Origin of the sequence: Pumilibacter muris, assembly GCF_943193045.1 — a bacterium.
GTDB lineage: Bacteria > Bacillota > Clostridia > Christensenellales > Pumilibacteraceae > Pumilibacter > Pumilibacter muris.
Genome location: NZ_CALPCN010000011.1, coordinates 1 through 19,669, shown reverse-complemented (window position 1 = coordinate 19,669; position 19,669 = coordinate 1). Strand labels below are relative to the sequence as shown.

Sequence of the window (19,669 nt, the reverse complement as noted above, 5' to 3'; positions counted from 1 at the left end):
CCGCGTCGGAACGCCTCTTTTTAGGCTGAAATTCTAATTTGTTTTTATCTGTTTTCGACGCCGCGCTTTTTTATTAAGCACGCGGCAAGCGCCAAACCGAGAGAGAGCGTTCCGAAAAGCGCTCCGCCCGCCGTAGCAACCGAGCCGCAACCTTTCTTTTTTCCGTTGTCGCCGTTAGAGGGTTTTTCCGGCTCTTCGGGGTTCTCGGGCGGATTTTCGGACGCATACTGCTCGCAGTTTTCTTTTCCGCCGTGAATCGCAGCTACGTCGAACGAACCCGTAGTGCGCCGTTCCCAAGTGCTGAACGAAACGTAACAAGCGGATAAATCGGTTAAATTTGCAAGCCCGCTAAGGTGTTCTTTCGCAATGTCCACAGTATCGGAATTCGAAAAAGTTTTCACCGAGAGCTTTAAGGTTCCGTCGTCGTCGATGGTAAAACTCAAATCGAACGGAGCCGCGCCGAGCGCGGAATATTTAAGGCAGTCGCTTTGCGCAATCAAAGTTTCGTTGGCAAAAACGTCGCCGTATTCGAAGTCTATTCCGAGCAGAAAAGAAGAACCTTTCGCCCACTTTTCTTTATGCTTGTTAGAAATGATTACGCCGTATAGCTTGCTTTCGGAAGTAAGCGAAAGATTCGCCAACGATATGTGCAAGCCGTCAAGCTCGAAAGTTCGGTTAAAGCCCAACGAATTGTTAAGCGTCGCCGCGTTCCAATTCAGCGACACTCCCGTGTATTCGCTGTTTTGCGCCCAACCTTTCGAAGCCGTTGTTGCGGTGCTGAACATATCGTCGGCACTCGGCGCATAATCTTCGGCATCGGCGGTAAGGTGGAAAGAGTTATAATAGCGAGCCTCTATTTTTTCGAAGTCGGCAAGTTTTTTCAAGTAGCCTTTGCTTTTAAACGACATTGCCGTGATTTGCGCGCGAATGGCTTTTATTTCTTCGCCGTCAGTTTCGGCGGGAGTGGAATTAAGCGCCGCAACGCGGGCGTCGATAGCCGCAGCCGCCGCCATATCCTCTTCGGTTGTGTCGCGCATTTCAACAGAAAGCGGCTTGCTTGACGCGCCGAAACTGTCGTGCGCAACAATCTTAACGGTGTAAGGGTATGCGACCGTATAATCAAGATTCAACTTTCGCTCTTCCGAAAGATTGCTCAAATTCGGGGTAATGTAAAACGGAGAATAGCTTTTAACTTCGGTTACGGTTTTTCCGTCTTTGTATACGCCGATTGTGTAGCTATACACCATGTCGTCGTCGGTTGCCGCCGAATAGGTTATTTGAGCGCCCGTAGGCAATTCGTCTACAACGAGTTTCGCGCGTTCCCCGAAAACGGGCGGCTTGTTGCTGCGGTTGCGCGCCACTTCTGTGTAGCGGTTAATATGAGAACCGTCGGCTTTGCACGCGTCGAGATACCAATAGTTTTTGATTTGCATGTTGCGCCTAAAATCGTAGCGCATTATGCGCATTCTTCCCTGAGTATCAACCTCGCACAGCATACCTTGCGATTCCGAACGCCTGTCGGGCACATGCGATTCCACATAGCCGTCTACGTCTACAACGGAGTCAGAAAGACTACCCGACTGAATCTGCGTGTAAGTGGTTTGCGTTATGTTTCGCTCGTCGTTTATCGCATAATGAGTGTGCCCCGAAAACAGTATAACCTGCTTATAACCGTCTAAAATTGCGGCAAGCTCTTTCGACGCGCCCCAAGCTCCGTCTTTAAACTCCGCCGACGAACCGTAGCAAGTGTCTTTCGCGGGAGAATGGCTTGAAACGAAAATATATTGGTTCGGATTTTCGGCAACAAGTTTGTCGAGCATTCCTCTTAGCCATGTTTCGGTTTCTCTCGAAACGGGATTCACAAAATCTTTCCCCGTGTAAGACGCGATTTGCACCGAAAGAAAATGATAGCCTTTAACCACCACATGGCGGTTGCCGGTAGTGTAGTCGGTGTCGGGTTGGTCGAAAGTATAAACCTTTTCGCCGTAAGCTTCGGCAAACTGCTTAGTGGTCATGCAGCCCGACCAATAGGTGTCGTGATTGCCGTGAGTAATTACCGCCGCAGTCTCGGTTAAATCGAATTCGGATTCGAGCGTTTCGCGAAACAAAACCGCTTGCTCGCGCTTTCCGTCTTGCGTGTTGTCGCCGCAAAACTGCAACGCGTCTATCTTATTTTTAGTTAAAGTTTTAGACGTTCGGAGCGCTCTCAGCAACGACTGCTCGTTCGATTGAAAACCGACGTGAGCGTCCGAAAAGTTGGTAAAAGTGAGCGCTATATTGTTTTCGTCGAACTCTATAGGGTAATCCGCCGCGTTAGCTTGCGCTTTTTTTGCGAAAAACGGAGTGCCCGCGCAAACGCCGAGCGCCAAAACGCCGCACAGAAGCAAAGGTAAAACTATTTTCTTTTTCATGGCTCTTCTTCCTCTTTTTTGTTTTATTTGTAGTAAACGTTCACGGTGTCGATTTGCACTGCGGAATTATAAGTGCCCGTGTTTTCGAAACCGAAATTCATACCTCCGACATAAAGGTCTTCCCATGCTGTGTTTTTAAGATAGCCGCGCTCTTGCGCCAACTCGAACGAACGGCGCGCCGATTGTAGAACGGCGAAAGTAACTTCCGTTTTCTGCCCCACCGACGGGCACAGCCCGTTCGGCAAAAATTTGTCGCTTGCGGGGTGATATATGAATTTTCCCGTAGCGTCGTCTTTGCCCGCGTCTTGCGCTCCCCATTCCGCCGACGGCTTACCCTCGTTTCGGTTATCCCAAAGATTAAGCCCGAACCAAACGTATTCGCCGAAATCGGGGTGCCCCGCCGTTCTGTTTTGAAGAGTGATATACCACACGAATTGCGCGCAGTGAAGCCCCGCGTTTGCCGAACCGTTCATTTTATCTTCGCACTTTGTTATTGTGTAGTCCATTCGCATAATAAGCTCTTTACATTCCGAAACATGCACAAGATTGTTCGAAAAGTCTTGCGAAAGTAAAGTGTGCGGCCACCCTTCGCCGTCTTTACGCGGCTCGTCGTATTCCGCTTCGGCGTTAAGTTCCATATAAACGGTAGCTTTGGCGCTGTTCACCGCGAGCACTTTCGCGGGAACGTAGGCGCCGTTCACCGTTTTGCCTTTCGACTTATAAGTAAAAGTCGCGCCGCCGTCGGAATACGAACGTTTGTAGTAGTCGGAAATGTCGTATTTGGTGAACCACTGCGCAAAACTCCACTCGGGAACGCCGGAAGAATCGGGAAACACCAAAGAATTTTGCGCGTTGCCGTCGGCGTCGGTTACCGCGATTCCCTTTTTCATGTAAGGGTCGGCAAAAAGCGCGTTGTAGCCACGCTTTTTGTACGATTCGAGCACGGCGTTGCCTTGCGTCTGCTCTGCGGGAGGCGCCGCCTCGCCGTCGGCGTATTCTATAAGCGACGATAAAAGCGTCATAGCGTATAGCCTTGCGGTGAAGTCGTTGGGGTGATTCACGTTATTGCTCGAAATTTCGGTGTAATGTTTTCCCGCGTCGAGCACTCCTTTATGCACCGCGCCCACGTCTACAACGCATACTCCCGAAGAATACATATCCGCAACTTTTTTAAGATTAGCCGAGTATTCCGCTTGATTTTTGGATTGATTTTTAGCTTTGGGATTTGCAAGCATTGTGCCGATTAGCACTATTTCGCAGTTCGGGTTGCGTCCGCGAATCAAATCAATCATTTCTTTTGTGTTGGTAAGATAGTTGTTAAGCGCAAGACCCATTGTTGCGTCGTTCATTCCGAAACCTATAAACGCTATATCGGGGCTGTAATCTTTAAGCTCGCCTTTCAAGAGAGCGTCGAGCCCCGCTTGGTTTATTTGCTGACCGCCTACCCAACCTATTCCGCCCGCCAAACCGTTGGCGCTCGTCCAACCGCCCACCGCGCGGTTAGTAAGCTTAACTTCGCCGCCGTAGTAGCGCGAAAGATTATCGGCAACGAGTTGCGGCCAAGTGGGCAAATGCGGCTCTATGTTCAAATAGCCCGAAGTGTTGGCGCCTGTGGAAATGGAATCGCCGTATACGAACAACTCCACCTTTTCTTTGGCTTTCAGCTTTTGAACGGTTTTCGAGAGCGACGCCCCCTCGTATTTGGGAGTGGCGCCCGCATAGCCTCCGTTATGCTTATAGGTTACGCTAACCTGCATTTGCACAATTTGATAGCTTTCGGTAAACGGAAGGTAAAGCCCCGCGTCGGTAGACGGAATGTCGGTGCTCTGCCCAAGTCCGGGAAACGGCTGTTCTCCCGTAAGCGCCTTGTCGGTTACATACGGCATAACGGTGTTAAATTCTTTAAGACCCGTTATGGGATTGTCTTGTATATTTCCGCGAGCGGATAAAACGCCGTCGCGGTAACGATAATCCTGTTCGTTTTCAAACTCTTTTATTTTTCCGCCGTTGTTCTCGTGAAAATACTGTTTAACCGAAATAATTTCGGTTGCGTCGAACATGAGTTTTGCCTGCGGCGCCGAAAGCACGTTGCCGTTTGCATCGGTAGCGGCAACCAACAAAACGGTTTCGTCGGTCATAACGCTTTCCGACCAAAAATTTTTAACTAAGTCGTCCACAGTTCCTTCCTTGTTATCTTCGCCCGGTTTTTCGGGCTCGTTAGGATTATTAGGATTTTCGGGTTCTTCGTCGGTTTTCGGAGGTTCGTTAGAATCTTGATTGTTCGAGCTATTGCCGCACCCCGCAAAACATAAGCACATAAAAACCGATAGAATCAAAGCTAAAATCTTTTTTCTCATACCTACCTCTTTAATAACGCAAATAAAGTCGCGTTTTTTAAAGCTTTGGGAGCGCCTTTATTCGCGGCGCTCCTTTCGCTTTAACAATCACAGAAATCCTACGCTTTTACGCGCGTCTTGAATTTTTCGATAATTTTTATTTAACGGCTCTTTTTCTGCGAGCGACCAAAACCGCCGCGCCGAGCAAGAGAGCAGCGGACGCCGCCACCGCAACGGGACCGCCAACCGCAGAACCGCAACCGCATTTTTTCTTTTCGGGCGTAGGCTCGGCGGGCTTTTCGGGCTCCTCAGTTCCCGGCTTTTCGGGTTCGTTATCGTCGGGTTCTTCGGGTTTTTCGGGCGCCACATAAGCAAGGCTCTTTCCGTTTACCGAAACCAAAGTAAGGCAGTTGGGGTTGGTTCTGTCGTCGGCGAACGAACCCATAGAGAAATAGCAATCTTTATAAACCGACTGCCCCGTTTTAGTGAGCTGAGCTTCGGTAAGAACGAAACGCGCCGAATTAACGGTGATTTGATAAGCGTCGTATGTCTCGCCCGCAATAATATCGGTATACGGTCCGTATTTGATGCCGAACGTAATATTATCGCCGTCCATAGGAGTGGCTATGCTCTGCTGCTCTATAACTGTATCGGTGCGGTTCATTATTTGAACGTTACTTTCGGTGGGATAAAGCCAAATCATAACGGTTATACCGTCGAAAGCGTCGGCGCCGCCTTTATACGAGTTGGGCGCTCCCAAGAAGTTGAAGCAAAGATTGTTCGCTTTCGTATTGTCGTTATAATAAGCCGCTTCGGTGAGTTCCACAACAACAGTCAATCCGTCGGTCATGCTAAGCTTTTCGTTGTAGTTCAATCGAGTGGGATGCGTGGGGCTCTGCTCGGTGTAAAGCCCTTTTTCGCCCTGCTCCACTTCGGCTATGTTGGTTGCGCTAACGTAGTAGAACGCGTGTTTCGTAATCTTTTCGGTAAGTTCGTCGTAAGCCGCTTTAACGGTTGCGTTCTCTTCCAAAAGATAAGCCATATCTATTTTAGCATAACGGTCGCGCACAGGTCTGAACAAGCTATACTTTGTGTATTCGGTTTTAAGAAGCTCGTTCACCGCGTTGATTTCGGCGGTTTCGTAATCTTCGCACGCCTTTTTAAGCTCGGCATAAGCCGCAGTAAACCGAGTGTAAAGCTCGCCGTCGGCATCGGTGATTTCAACTTTGCTCAAAAGATTTTCGTAAGCTTTTTTAGCGTCGTCTATGTTGAATTTAACCGTTAAATCTTCTTTGAGCAAATCTTCGAACGTAGAAAGGTAACTGTCTTTAACGGCGGAACCGTTTGCCTCTTCGATTTCAGCCAAAGACGTGTCGGCGGCGGCTATGCGCGCTTCGAGAGCCGTTCTGTCGGTTTGGGTGAGAGTTTGGGTTATAATCTTTTCGGCGTCGCTTCCCGTATAGCCCGCGCGCAAAGTTTTTATAGCCACGATTTCGTCCACTATTTGAGAAGCGGACATATTTTCGAGCGCGGCTACTTTCGTTTCGAAATCTATTATCCAAAGTTTCGCTTTCGCAAGTTCCACCGCGTAAACATGCGCGTCGTATGCCGAAGTAAATTCGGTTTGATTTTGTTCGGTGAGCATGTTCTTAACGTTTTCGAACGCTTGTTTTTCGGCGGCGTAAGCATCGCTCGCTTCTTTTATAGTTGCGTCGGTAATAGCGGACTCGGTGCCTAACACAGCGATTTTTGCGTCGGTCGCGTTAAAATATTCCTGCACAACCGCTTTAACGTTTGATTGAATTGTTTCGTCTTGAGTATACTTTTTGTCGAGCTCGGCAAGGCGCGCGTTATAAGAATAAGTGTCGTTGCCGCGCAACGTTCCTATTGCCGCAACGAAAGCGTCGCGTTTTTCGATAGACGCGTTGAAAGTCTCCAAATCGGAAACGGCGTCTATCGAGTTTTCGTATTCGCTCGCGGCTTCGTTTACCGTAGCGACAACGGTTTCGCGATAGTTGCGAACGTTGTCGTCCTCGATTTTATAAGCGCAGTCGGGTTTGAGGTCGAGATTGCCGAAACCGGTAGCAACTATATAGCAATTTCCGTCGGCGTCGAGAACGCTGTTTGCCCAAACGTTGTTAAAGTATACCGTTGTGGGAGAAGTTTGTTGCGCATGACGCTCTCCCGCTGTAATGGTGATTTTAACGCTCCAACAATCTGGCTCGGCTACATGCGCAAATTCGAGTTTCGCTCCGAGTTCGCCCTCTATATTCGCATACACTATCGACGAAACGAAAGTAGTTGTGCCCCCTCCGTCGCCCGCATTAGCGGCCTCTTCGGGCGTTTTGAAACAAATTGTCGGGTTGAAATTATTATCACCGGGATTATGACTGCGCGATAAATTGAGCCGAGTTTGCCCCACCACCGCATTATTCGGCCAAAAAGAACCGCAAAATGCGTTCGCCTTGTCGAACGGCGAATCGGATATTTCTTTCGCCAAACCGAAGCCGAAAACTTGATTTGCGTTTCCGTCGAAAGTGTTGTTGTAGAGCTCCAAAGTTAAGCCGTCGAGCTTAACCTTGTGATTATAAGCCATTCTGTATCCCCACCCTTCGAAATTGTGAACGGTGGAAAAGCCCGTTTCCAAATTATAAGTAGCCGTGCAGTTGCCGCCTTGCAAGCTCCAATCCTTATCCGCAACTTCGGTAGCGGCGGGCGGTTCGGTTTGCTCGGCGGCAAACGCGACTATGCCCGTTAATGCGCATGTGAACAGCATTATAATGCCGAGCAATGCGGCAAGCGCGCATTTTTTAGTTCTTACTTTCATCAGTTATACCTCCTAAGGTTTTAAAATGTTTTATATAAACGGCGCAACCGCGTCGATTTTGCAATCGCGCCGCATACACCGAGAATTATTTTGCGTTCTTTTTCTTGCCGCGAACAACAAGCGTAGCCGCGCCGAGAAGCATAATCGCCGCCGTAAACGCCGCCGCAGTTCCCGAAATCTGCGAACCGCATTTCTTCTTTTTGGGAGCGGGCTCGCTCGGATTTTCAGGTTCGCTCGGCTCTTCGGGCTTGTTCGGGTTATCGGGATTTTCGGGTTCGCTCGGCTCTTCGGGATTTTCGGGCGGAGTAGGCTCGGAATAAGCCAAACTCTTGCCGTTCACCGACACAAGCGTGAAGCAATTCGGGAAAGAATCGTCGTTGGAAATTGTGCCGAACGAGAACGTAACGTTTGTTAAATCGGCGTCGCCGCCCAACTGCTCCGCGCTAAGTTCGAATTGCAAACCGTTCATCGATACTTTACAACCGTTAGCGTAAACAAACTTAAATTCGAGAGCGGTTCCGTTTTCGGGAGTGTCAAGCTCTTTAACGTCGGCGATAGTATTGCCGCAATACGCTTGTAGCGTTGAAAACGTAGGGTTCAACACAAGTTTTAAAGTTACCGAGCGCTCGCCGTCAGCCTCCGAGAACTTAAACCAAATTGCGTTTTCAAGAGTTCCCGCAGTATAGAAAGCCGCTTCGTCGAGGCTCACCACAACGCTGATTTCTTTGTTTGCGGCAAGCTTTTCAAGCCAGCCGAAACTGCCGTTTTCGGTTTGTTCCGTGTACAGCCCGCGTTCGGTTTGCTCGGCGTCCGAATTTTCCACCGCCACCGCAGAGAAAACGTTCTTTTTCAATTTTAACGTAAGCGCTTCGTGCGCGGCGTTCACTCTTTCGCTATCGGCTACAACGTATTGCAAATCGAGCGCCGCGTATTTTTCGTTTATCGGGGCGAACTCCGAATATTTTTCGAACGAACCGTTAAGCAAAGCGTCAACCTTTTCTATGTTTGCAAGCACTATGTTTTCGCAAGCCGTTTTAAGCGAGTTGTACGCCGCAGAATAACGCTCGAACAAAGCGCCGTCCGATTCGGCAACCGCAACTTTATTCAGCAAATCTTCGTAAGCCGTTTTCGCCGCGTCAACATTGTTCTTATCGAGCATATCTTTGCTTACCGCAGTTTCAAACAACGATATATAGTAGCTCTTAACCGCTTTTTCGTTTTCGCGCTCGGTTGCGGCAACAAGTTCGTCTGCCGCCGTTATTCTGTCGTTCAGCGCAATTTTGTCGGATTCTTTAAGCGCGGCTATTATTTGCGCCGCGTCGCTGCTTTCGAATTCCGCGCGTTGCGCTTTAACGCTTACAATCGCGGCTACCAACTCGGATTCGGTTTTATCCGCCAACGCCGCAACCGCAGTTTCGTAGGCTATAATCCATTGTTTGGCGGCGGCAACCGAAATAGCGTAGGAGTAATCTTCTCCGAGTCCGTTAAAATACTGTTGATTTTCAGTTGTAAGTCTGCCCTGCGCGTTTTCGAAAGCGCTCACCGCCACGCCGAGCGCAGTTTCCGCCGTCTGCAAATTTTCGGCGTTTATATCCGCTTCGGTAGCGAGAACGTCTATTTTTTCGGCAGCTTCGGTATACGAGGCTTGAACAGCCGCGCGTACTTTTGCCTGAATGTCGGTGCTCTGAGTGTATTTCCCGTCGAGTTCCGAAAGGCGAGCTTCGTAAGAATATTTGTCGTTGCCGCGCAGGGCGTTTATTGCCTCTACAAGTTCTTCGCGTTTTAAAACCGAAGCATTATACGAAGCCATATCCGACACCGCTTCTATCGCCGTATCGTAGGCGGTAACGGCTTCGTCGGCGGCAACGACGGCGGAGGCTTTATAAGCGCGAATATTGTCGTCCTCTATTTTAAAGTAGCCGTCCATCGCCTTTAAATATGTGTCGTTCGTTGCGGCATCGCCCGAAGGGAATCCGCACACGGTTATATACGTTTCGCCTTTTTCGTCCAAAACGTTGCGCACATAATCGTCGTGGAAATACACGGTTGTGGCTTGCCCGCCCCAAGCGTCGAAATCTTCGGCGGAGCACTCGATAGTCCACACCTTAATGTCTTCTTCATACGAAAAATTCATTACCATGCGGTTACGCCCCGCGTGCGAGAAGATATACGAGTCGGCGCGTTTAAAGCCGTTCCCCTCTTTGTCGGCACCCTTTCGGTTATTGATTGCGTCGTCTTTAATATGGCTTACTATGCTGTGTAACGCGCTGTTATTGCTGATGCCGATATAAAACCGCGTTTGGTCTACATTGCCCGAACCCGCATATAGCTTCGTGAGGTAGCTCGCGCAAAAATCGGGAGTTCTATACGGATATTCGGCGGCGGGAACGCTCGCTTTATCGGTAAAGCCGAAGCCTATCGTGCCCACCATTTCGAGCACGCCTCTCTTGCCCGTGTCGATTAAAAAGTCAATCGTTAAACCGTCGAGCTTAACTTTGTGCTGGTAGGTTGTATTCGCACCGTTTACATTCACGTTTTGAATGTGCGAATAGCCCGTTTCGGTGTCGTATTCGGTAAAAATTGTACCCGCGCCCGTCTTCCAATCTCTATCCGCTACTACGGTAGTGGAGTCGGGCTCGCCCGAATCGGTTTGGGCGAATAACAGAGTTCCCCCACCGAGTGTTGCGGCAAGTAATGCAAGCGCCACCACGAGCGACGCAAACGCGCTTTTCTTAGTTCTTGTTTTCATTCATTCTTCCTCCTTACGGAATTTTTTTATATTATCTTTCGCGCGGCAAATATTCGCCGAAAGCCTAATACACTTCGTACATGTTCATTTCGTAAATTTCGGCTTCAACGTCGTAATTGCCGGGAAGCTCCCAACCTATGTTCGTGGAGCCTATTCTCAGGTTATCCACCGTAGCGCCCGTAAGCGCGCCCTGTTGCCTCGCTATTTTCAGTCCGCTCTTTATAAACGGAAGAATATCGAACCGCACTTTGCAACGCTTGTTCACCACCGACGAAGGAATAGTCGCCTCGCTCGACGCATTGTTAGCCACCTGTTCGAGCGACGGCATATAAATGAACAGTCCTGTGGAATCCTCTTTTCCGCCGTCGTAAGCCGCCATCCCCGCAGGAGTTTTTCCGAGCGCGCGGGTATCGAACATAGAGAACCCGAACCACATAGAATCGTTGTAACTTTCGCTTTGGGGGTTTATGTCGGTTAAAGTTATAAACCACTGGAACTGCGCGGCGTTAAGCTCGGCGTTTATGGGATATTTCTCGCGGTTTACCAAGCTAACGCACTTTGTGATTTCGTAGTCGATTTCCATATAAAGATTTTGCGCCGAAGCCGAAATGGTGTGCCCCACGCTTTGTTCCGCCAAAATGTGCGGCCAGTTTTCGGTTATGTCGGTGCGTTCGCGCACGTCGCCGTCGGCGTCGCGGGTGTATTCCTCGCTGCCCGCAATAGCCATAGTAAGGCGTCCCGTTTTGTTGGAGTCTACAACAAGTTTTTTGCCGCCGTCGTCGTAAGAAAGCACGCCGCCGTCGCGGTTGAAAATTCCGTCTTCAACCATGTCGTGCGTGCAGCCCCACTGCGCCATTGTCCACACCGAATCGCCTTCGGCTTTGTCGCCGTTGTAAGTGAGCTGACCCGCTTTCTGACCGTTCGAAGAATTTGCATGAAAAAGCGTAACGTTAAACCCTTGCGAAAAGTTGAGGTCGCGCAACAGTTCTTTCACGCTCTCGTTTTTCACCTGCGGGCGAGTGAGCACTCTGCCTTCCGTTTTCGTATCCCATGTTTCAGTAGGTATTATAATGCTCGGTCCTCCCGGATTCGGGTCGAGCGCTCCGTTGTTGTCCATGTTACCTCCTTGATTATCGCACGCGAAGCACGAAAGCGCCGCAATTAGCCCCATAGCCGCGCACGCGATTTTTTTAGCCGTTTTTTTACCCATATATTTCCCCTCCGCTCATGCCGCAGTTTTTGCGGTAAGCGACATATTTTCTATCGTAACGCCCGCCTGAGAAACGTTGGAAACTTCCCAACCTATGTTAAAGTTTTTAACCGTAAGGTCTTCCCATTTGGAATTTTTTAACGCGCCTTTGCTTTGCGCGATTTCAAAAGCCTTTTTCATGTGCTCTTTAAGGTTTAGCGACACGCTGTATTTTTTGCCTACCTCCACTTTGCCGCCCGTCTCCCCGAAAAGCTCGGTGCCGGTAGGCGCATACATAAATTGCCCCGTAGCGTCGTCTTTTCCGCTGTCGAACGCTTGCGTGCCCGGAAAAATTTCGTAGCGGTTGTCGAATAGAGTTACCAAAAACCAAAAATATTCGCCTATTTCGCTCTTTTCATCGTGCACCGTGAAAATCCATTGAAATTGGTCGGCGCCGATAGACGAATCGAAAACGTTGCAAGCGTCGAGCGTAAAATCGAGGCTCAAAGCGAACGATTCCGTTTTGCTCAGCCACACAACGTCTTTAATTCCCTGCGCGGGCTGCAAAATCATGTGCACCCAGTCTTCGCCGTTTTTTCTCGGCACAATTTCGCCGGTGCTTTGCTCGCAATATTCTTTTCTCGTGTCTACGTTAAGCTTAACCGCGCCCGTTAAAGGATTAACCTTTATTTCCTTACTGCCCGAAACGTTGGTAAGGGTAAAAAAGTCGCCGTCGGTGCCCGTTATGCCTTTCGGGTCTTCGAAAATCGTTCCAAGCGACAAATCGTTGCGCGAAGAGTCGTAGCCCGCGCGCGTGGCGGAAAGGTCGCAATATTGCCCGAGCGTCCAAAAAGGCTCTTGCGCCGCGTTCGAGTCGCCGTATTTCCATGTGGTGCGCGTAACTTCTTGCGAATTAAGCCCGGTAACCGATACTCCTTCCGAAAAGCTCGTGTCGAACAACAGCTCTTTCGCTTCGCTCGGCTCGGGAGTAGTGCCCGAATTGTCGGGCGGTTCTTTGGTTCCCGCGCCGCTGTCGCAACCGAACAGCGAGAGCGCCAAGCTCAGCAACACGCAAATAAAAACCGTTCTTTTTTTCATACTTATTGCCGTGACCTCCTTATTACAAAACATTTCGGAAAGCGCAAATCACATTTTAATCGCGCCGCTCGTAAGACCTTTAATAAACTGCTTGCTGGTGAGCGCAAACACGAGCACAAGCGGCAAACTCGCAATGCAATACCCCGCATACACAACCGTGTCGGTAATAGATTTGTTCACGCTCGAATTAAACGACACAAACACGCCGACGCTTATGGTGTAAAGATTTTCTTTGCCGTATAAAATGAGCCGCGCCCATATAATGTCGTTCCACGCGCCGAGCAAAGTTGAAAGCCCGATTGTGAAAAGAATGGGCATACTTAGAGGCAAAGCGAGCGTAAGGTATCTGCGTATATGCCCCGCGCCGTCAAGCTCCGCCGCCTCGAACACGCTGTCGGGCACGCCAGAAAAAAACGTGCGAATCAAAAATACGCCGGTTGGCATTCCGCCCGCAATCGCAGGCAATATTACGCCCGCCATCGTTTGCCCTAACCTTAAATTGTTGTAAACGAGCGCGTATTGCGGCGCAAGCGTGAGAATACCCGGAATCATCATAAACGCCAAAAACACCGTGAACACAATATTTTTGCCCGCAAACTTAAAGCGTGAAAACCCGTAAGCCGCCATACTCGCAAAAAGCAAAGTGCCCGCAATTTCGAGAACGGCTATAATAACCGTGTTCAAAAGATAGTTTTTTATATATCCCCACGCGGTTCCGAATGCCGTAAGCACGAGCGGCGCCTGCGGCGTTCCGGGAAATGAAAACGGATTCACGAATATGTCTTTGGGCAACTTAAAGCTGTTCACAATAAGGATATAAAACGGAAACAACACCAAAAAAAGCAACACGATAATAACCGCGTGCACGGCGATTTGCGACGCCCTTACGCGGCGTCTTGTTTTCGTTTTTGCGGAAAGCATGTTTCCCGATTTTACTGCCGTTTGCACTCTTTTCAGTCCTCGTTCGATTTAACAACTTTGTTGTTCACAACCGTTATAGCCATTATTATAACGAACATAATCATGCCCATTGCGCAAGCGTAGCCGTAGGAGCCTACGCCCTCTTTTTGAGTGCCGCAAATAAGCTGGTAAATATAGTAGCCCGGCACCATAGTTCCCGACTGCATGTCGCCTATAACCTTGCCCGGTCCGCCGTTTGTTATAGCGTATTGCATGGTGTAGTTTTGCAAGCCGCCTATAAAACCCATAACGAGGAAATATTTTATTTGCCCCATTATCATCGGCATGTCTATTAAAAACACCCTTCGGAACGTGCCGAGCTTATCGAGCTTAGACGCCTCTATAATCGACTGGTCTATTCCGTTCAGCCCCGCCAAATAAATTAAAAACGAAGTGCCGCCCATCCAAGGGAATCCGTAAAGAAATATAGACACGAACACAACGAAAGTGTTTTTGCTCGCAAACCATTCGGTAGACTTTAAGCCGAACGCGCGCAAAACGGTGTTCATAACGCCCGCCGACGAACCCGACAATATGAGCTTTTGCCAAAGTAAAAGCACAACTATGCTCGGCACCATTGCGGGCAATACGAACAAAAACCGATAAGCGCCCGCCGCCTTGCTTTTAAGATTGAACATGAGTTCCGCCAAAAACAGCGACGCCGCGTTGCCTATAACCATTCCCACAACGGTTAGAATAGTTACGTTCATAAGCGAAAGCCAAAACAAATTGTCTTTAAACAACACGCCGTAATTCTTAAAGCCGACGAACGACGCCGTAAGCCCGCCGCTCCAATCCGTGAAAGAATGGGTAAACGCGCTAATCACGGGATAAAGGCAAAACACGCACATCAAAGCGAACGCAGGCAAAATCCACAATAGTCCCGCGTTTTCCCGCGACGTTATTATTTTTTTGAAGCTTTTAGTCACGTTCCCGTTCCTCTTTCTCGGTAAATCGAAATAGCCGTTCTTTTAATTTTTGTTGCTTGTGCCCCAGCTCGGCCACGCGCTCATATTCCAACCGTTTTGTTGATACAGAAGGTTAGCCGCCGAAGTAAACGACGACACGAGCGTGCCGAGCGATTCTTTTATGGAAGCGGACGAATCGAGCGTGTTCTGACGGAATAAATACGTCGCGTCGTAGTAGTTCTTGTTCATTGCGCCGCCCGCCGTAGCCGCCGACCAAGCGAGAGCCTTTTCGTTTTCGCAGTCGGATTTAAACAGCTCCGCAAGCGGCTTAAAATATTCGTAGGTGGTGTTGCCCGAAAGCGGAATCGCAAATCCGAGCTCGTTCACCATTTTTTCGTTGTTTTCAAAACAACTCAACCACATCAAAAGGTCTATGCACGCGTTCACGCATTTGTCGTTGCCCGCAGCTTTGTCTTTATTCATAGCCGAATTGCTGATTGCCCAACCTGTGGAATAACCGCTCAATCCGCGTTGCACATAATAGTTGCCTTCGTTAAACGTTGTGTAATAGTCGTTTTGCGGTTCGTTTTGGGGCTGCGTTTCAAGTTTGGGATACGCGAACACGCCCACCTCGAAATCGCCGTCTACGGTGTCTATAAGCTCGCGTATGTCGCCGCCCGTAACTTCGAGCATAGCAAGGTTGCCCACAGTGAACTGTTGTGTGGAATAGTAGCTGCGCCAATTCGTGGGATAATATTTGCACATTTGTTTTATGAGCCTGTAAAGTTCCGCTATACGGTCGTGGTCGGGGCTGTATAGGCGGCTCTTATTCTTATCGGAAGCGTCGGGTTCGGCATTCGGGTCGCGCGTCATGAAAGCGCGAACGTATTCCTCCGCATTTATAAAGCCGTCCACTTCGATTACGTCCATATATTCCATAACGTCGCCCATAATGGAAGTTTCAAGGAAAGAATCATACCACGGATAAACCACGTTATACGGGCAGATATATTTCGAATCGTCGTTCTTATCGCCGCGCCCCACGCTCACGGCGTAGGCGTTGAGTTTATCTTGCGCTTCCATAAACTCTTTGTAAGTTTGGGGTTCTTTCGTTATTCCCGCCGCCTCGAAAAGAGTTTTGTTGTATAAAATTCCTATCGGGTTTTGCTCCAAAGCAACGGTAAACATTTGCCCGTTGGGCGAAAAGAACGAACGGTATTGCTCGTCGGTGTATAAGTCGCGCCAACGCACGCTTCCGTCCTCGCCCGATTTGCTGTATTTGTTGGGCTGTTCCATAACATTTTTAAGGTCGTAGAACCAACCTTTGTTTTGGTCTTCGGCTATTGTAGTTTGCAAATAGTAAATAATTTCGGGCGCGGTGCCGCCGTTTAACATGGGCACCATAGTTTCGCGGTCGTTGTTTATAGACGAAGAGGCTACGTCGAAATAATAGCCGTATTCCGCCGCGTGCGCCTTGTTCCACTCCTCTACCAAACGTTCGAGAGTGTTATAAGGATAAGGGTTTGTATACTTATCGTAAATGAGCGACGACGTTGTGTTATACGCCACGTTTTGACCGCCGCCGTCTATGGTGAGTTTGGTGTATTGCGAATAGTCGCCCTTATCCACCGCGTCAACGTCTTTGTCTTTATCTTTTCCGCTTCCCGCAACGGTGCACCCGCAAAAAGCGAAACACAGCACTATTGCAAGCAGAACGCTTAACTTCCGACACAGACCTTTCATACATTTTCTCCTTTACCGTCGAAGCGACGATTCTTTTATTTTTTCTTTTTTTATTTATTAAGGTTTTTTATTACTGTCTATTGAATAATAGACAGTACAAACGGGGTACCCCGTTTGAGCCGCTGCGGGCGGCTTCCGCATGAATTTGTTATGTTGTGATATATTTGTATTACTTATATAACATTTAATACATACATAGTATAACATAAAAATGTACTGTTGTCAATACCCTTTTTAAAAAAAGATTGTGAAATTTTACAAAAAATTCAGAAATAGGTTGCTTTTTCGCCATATATGTATTATAATTTGTATCATATATAACATATTATAAGTAAAACACGCGATTAGTAATACATTTAAAACTATACCCAAAATAATTTAAGGGAGAAAACCAGCATTATGGCAAACCATCTTTCGCTTTACCGCAAAACAACTCTTTATTTGGCAAACTTAATTCTCGGCAATCTTAACGAGCCGAATTACAGGTTGCCCACCGAGAGCGAACTTGCCGCATCGCAAAACATTAGCAGAATAACCGCTCGCAAAGCGTATAAAGAAATAGAAGATTTGCACGTTATAACGCGCGTTAAAGGAAAAGGAACATTTATTGCGCCCGGCGTAACGTTCGCCGACCTCGAACCCATTTTAAAAGAAACCCGCGAGCGCACTTTCAGGCAAGTGGGAGCAATACTCCCTCTTTACGACAGCCCGCATATAATGGAAATAAACGCGGCGCTTTCTAAGGGCGCGCAAGATTTAAAACTTATTGCGGCTTACTCCAATATGTCGCAAGAAGAAGAACAACGGCTTATAAACGAATATATAGAAATGGGCGTGAGCGGCTTGATTATTTACCCCGTAGACAACGAAATTTACAATTCCTCGCTTGTGAACCTTTCCATTTCCAACTTCCCCGTTGTGATGATAGACCGCTACTTGCCGGGATTACCGTTTCCGCGCGTTTCGTCCGACCACAAAGATATGATACGCAAAGCGGTTACTCACCTGACCGAGCGCGACAACAAGCATATACTGTTTTTCAATTCCAACATAAAAACCAACAGTTCGCTAAGCGACCGCCGCGACGAATATATTCAGGCGCTTTACGAACTCGGCAATTACAACAACTACTTTTTCAACTTCGACGGCGATTCCGACAACACTTCGCAAAGCTTTGCGCAGTCGTTCGGCGATTATCTTAAAAGCAACCCGAACATAACCGCGATTATAGCGTCCGACTACGCAAGCGGAACCCACCTTTTGCAACTGAGCAAAATTCTCGGCATAACTTTTCCTACCGACTACGAAGCCGTGTTTCTCGATTTTAAAACGCCGAGCAACTTCATTAAAACCGACATGCCCACCTATTTGGAGCAAGACAGCTTTTTACTCGGTTTCGAGGCGATAAATATGGTGCGCGAGTATATAGACCGCCCCGACTGCAAGCACGAATCGAAAACAATTCCGGTGCGTCTTGTGCAAGGTTATTCCACAAGAAAAAAGTAAGTTAAAAAACCCGCTATGTCTAACGAACGACCCCCACCGCAGCTTTCCTAAATAAGGAAAGCTTTTTCTTTCGCCGCTTGCCCCGCCCATCTCAAACTTTTTCTTGACAAACACGCATAAAGCGAATTATACTGAAAATATTCCAACGTATTAGGAGGCACGGATATGTACAGAATTTTGGTGGCGGAAGACGACGAAAGCATTCGGGAAGAACTTTGCACTTTGCTGAGCGCCAACGGCTACCGCCCGGTTAGCGAGCCGCCTTGCGAGCTTGCCCTGCTCGACGTGAACATGCCGAAAGAAAGCGGGTTCGAAATGTGCCGAAAGCTCAGAATGCAATCTGCGGTTCCAGTTATTTTTTTAACCGCGCGCGATTCAGCCGAAGACGAACTGCTCGGCTTTGGAATGGGAGCCGACGATTATATAAGAAAACCTTACAATTCGTCGGTGTTGCTTGCAAGAATAGCTCGGCTGTTAAAAAGACAAACCGCCGCCGAGTCGAGTGTGCGCGGACTTACTCTCGACCTTTCCGATATGAAAGCCCACTACGGCGACAAAAGCGTTGAGCTTACCAAAAACGAAACGCGTATTTTGCATTGCCTCATGCAAAAAGACCTTTGCACCAAAGAAAACATATTCGAGGAGCTTTGGGAAAACAGCTTGTATGTAGACGAAAACACCCTTTATGTGAACATTAACCGACTGCGCGAAAAACTGCGCGACATAGGCGCCGTCGATTTTATACGCACGGTGCGCGGAGTGGGATACCGACTATGAAATTTACCGACTATATTTCATCTAAGGCAATTTCGCTGTGCGGAATGGGCATAGCCGCGATTTGTTGGGGCGTGTTCGCGCACTTTGCGGGAGCGAGCGCTCTTCTTTTGTGGGTTAGCGAAGCCGCGTTCGTATTCACCGTTTTGTTGCGCTATGCGGCGGGCTACGCGCTTACCAACGCCAAACTCAAAAAACTGCAAAAGAACAAAGAAGGGCTTTCAAAAAAATATCTTCTCGGAGAATTGCTCGAAAAGCCGCACGACGCCGTTGCGAGAGAATATTACGAAGTTATGAAAGAGGTTTCCCGCTCGGCAATAGGAGAAACGGAACGGGCGGCGCGCGAAAAGGAAGAATACTTCGATTCCGTCGAAAAATGGATTCACGAAATCAAAACTCCCCTTACCGCCTGCTCGCTGATTTGCGACAACGGAGCCGACGAAGCTAAACTCAGGCGAGAACTCAAACGTGCCGACAACCTTACCGACACCGTTTTGCAATACGCGCGTTTTCGGAGCGCCGAGCAAGACACCGTTATAACGAAAGCAAGCGTGGCAAACATGATAGCCGAAGCGGTAAAGAGCCAACGCGAATTGCTTGTAGCGGCTAAAATAGGCGTTGAAACGAGCGGCGATTTTTCGGTTTACACCGACGCTAAGTCTTTTTCGTTTATAATAAAACAGTTGCTTGTGAACTGCGCAAAGTATTGCGAAGGGTGCAAAGTGCGCATAACCGCTCAAAACGGGATTGTAACAGTAGCCGACAACGGACCCGGCATTGCGGCGCACGAGTTGCCGAGAATATTCAATCGCGGTTTCACAGGTTCGAACGGTCGCAACGCGGGCACCGGAATGGGACTGTATATTGTTTCGGAGCTATGCAAGCGGCTCGATATAACGCTTAAAGCCGATTCCGAACCGAATAAGGGCACGACGTTTTCATTTGAATTTAACAGCATTACCGCAAGCGAGTGAAAAAGCGTTGCAGCATTATCGCCGCAAGAAAGTGATAAAGCGTTGTAGCATTGTCATTGCGAGCGAAGCGAAGCAATCCCAAACATAGAGCGAAAACAGTCGCTTGGGCGACAAATCGACTTTCGCGGGCGTGTACCGCGAAAGGACGCCTTTGTAAGTTCGCCCAAGTCGGGTTAAGCAAGGAAGTGTGCGTT

Annotated in this window: 12 protein-coding genes; 3 read left to right on the top strand and 9 right to left on the bottom strand. The window is 48.6% G+C overall.

Going from position 1 to position 19,669, the window contains the following annotated elements; translation table 11 throughout:
* Positions 1-44 precede the first annotated feature (44 nt).
* The 9 genes from NFR62_RS09780 to NFR62_RS09740 form a co-directional block, all read right to left on the bottom strand.
* Positions 45-2,411 carry a metallophosphoesterase family protein gene (locus NFR62_RS09780; protein WP_251617922.1) on the bottom strand — a complete coding sequence of 789 codons (2,367 nt, stop codon included), beginning with the start codon at positions 2,409-2,411 and terminating at the stop codon, positions 45-47.
* A 23-nt stretch (positions 2,412-2,434) separates the two neighbouring features.
* Entirely contained in the window at positions 2,435-4,768 is a 2,334-nt protein-coding gene (locus NFR62_RS09775) for an SGNH/GDSL hydrolase family protein (protein ID WP_251617920.1), read from the bottom strand.
* A gap of 136 nt (positions 4,769-4,904) precedes the next feature.
* Positions 4,905-7,574 (bottom strand): hypothetical protein, encoded by a 2,670-nt coding sequence (locus NFR62_RS09770; protein WP_251617918.1) that lies wholly within the window; start codon positions 7,572-7,574, stop codon positions 4,905-4,907.
* A gap of 85 nt (positions 7,575-7,659) precedes the next feature.
* On the bottom strand, positions 7,660-10,323 hold the full coding sequence (locus tag NFR62_RS09765) for a hypothetical protein (protein WP_251617916.1): 2,664 nt from the start codon (positions 10,321-10,323) through the stop codon (positions 7,660-7,662).
* 64 nt (positions 10,324-10,387) lie between these two features.
* Positions 10,388-11,533 carry a hypothetical protein gene (locus NFR62_RS09760; RefSeq protein ID WP_251617914.1) on the bottom strand — a complete coding sequence of 382 codons (1,146 nt, stop codon included), beginning with the start codon at positions 11,531-11,533 and terminating at the stop codon, positions 10,388-10,390.
* Between the two features lie 15 nt (positions 11,534-11,548).
* A complete protein-coding gene (locus NFR62_RS09755; protein WP_251617912.1) occupies positions 11,549-12,610 on the bottom strand; it encodes a hypothetical protein in 1,062 nt (353 codons plus the stop codon).
* 48 nt (positions 12,611-12,658) lie between these two features.
* Complete coding sequence (locus NFR62_RS09750; RefSeq protein WP_251617910.1) at positions 12,659-13,558, bottom strand: carbohydrate ABC transporter permease; 900 nt, start codon at positions 13,556-13,558, stop codon at positions 12,659-12,661.
* Between the two features lie 5 nt (positions 13,559-13,563).
* A complete protein-coding gene (locus NFR62_RS09745) occupies positions 13,564-14,499 on the bottom strand; it encodes a carbohydrate ABC transporter permease (RefSeq protein WP_251617909.1) in 936 nt (311 codons plus the stop codon).
* A gap of 42 nt (positions 14,500-14,541) precedes the next feature.
* On the bottom strand, positions 14,542-16,221 hold the full coding sequence (locus NFR62_RS09740) for an ABC transporter substrate-binding protein (RefSeq protein WP_251617908.1): 1,680 nt from the start codon (positions 16,219-16,221) through the stop codon (positions 14,542-14,544).
* Positions 16,222-16,620: 399 nt separating this feature from the next.
* Between NFR62_RS09740 and NFR62_RS09735 the strand changes: the two genes are divergently transcribed.
* The 3 genes from NFR62_RS09735 to NFR62_RS09725 all read left to right on the top strand — a co-directional run bounded on the left by NFR62_RS09735 (position 16,621) and on the right by NFR62_RS09725 (position 19,475).
* Positions 16,621-17,727 (top strand): GntR family transcriptional regulator, encoded by a 1,107-nt coding sequence (locus NFR62_RS09735; RefSeq protein ID WP_251617907.1) that lies wholly within the window; start codon positions 16,621-16,623, stop codon positions 17,725-17,727.
* Positions 17,728-17,892: 165 nt separating this feature from the next.
* Complete coding sequence (locus tag NFR62_RS09730) at positions 17,893-18,504, top strand: response regulator transcription factor (protein WP_251617902.1); 612 nt, start codon at positions 17,893-17,895, stop codon at positions 18,502-18,504.
* On the top strand, positions 18,501-19,475 hold the full coding sequence (locus NFR62_RS09725; RefSeq protein WP_251617900.1) for a sensor histidine kinase: 975 nt from the start codon (positions 18,501-18,503) through the stop codon (positions 19,473-19,475). Before NFR62_RS09730 ends, NFR62_RS09725 begins: the two co-directional genes overlap by 4 nt.
* Positions 19,476-19,669 lie beyond the last annotated feature (194 nt).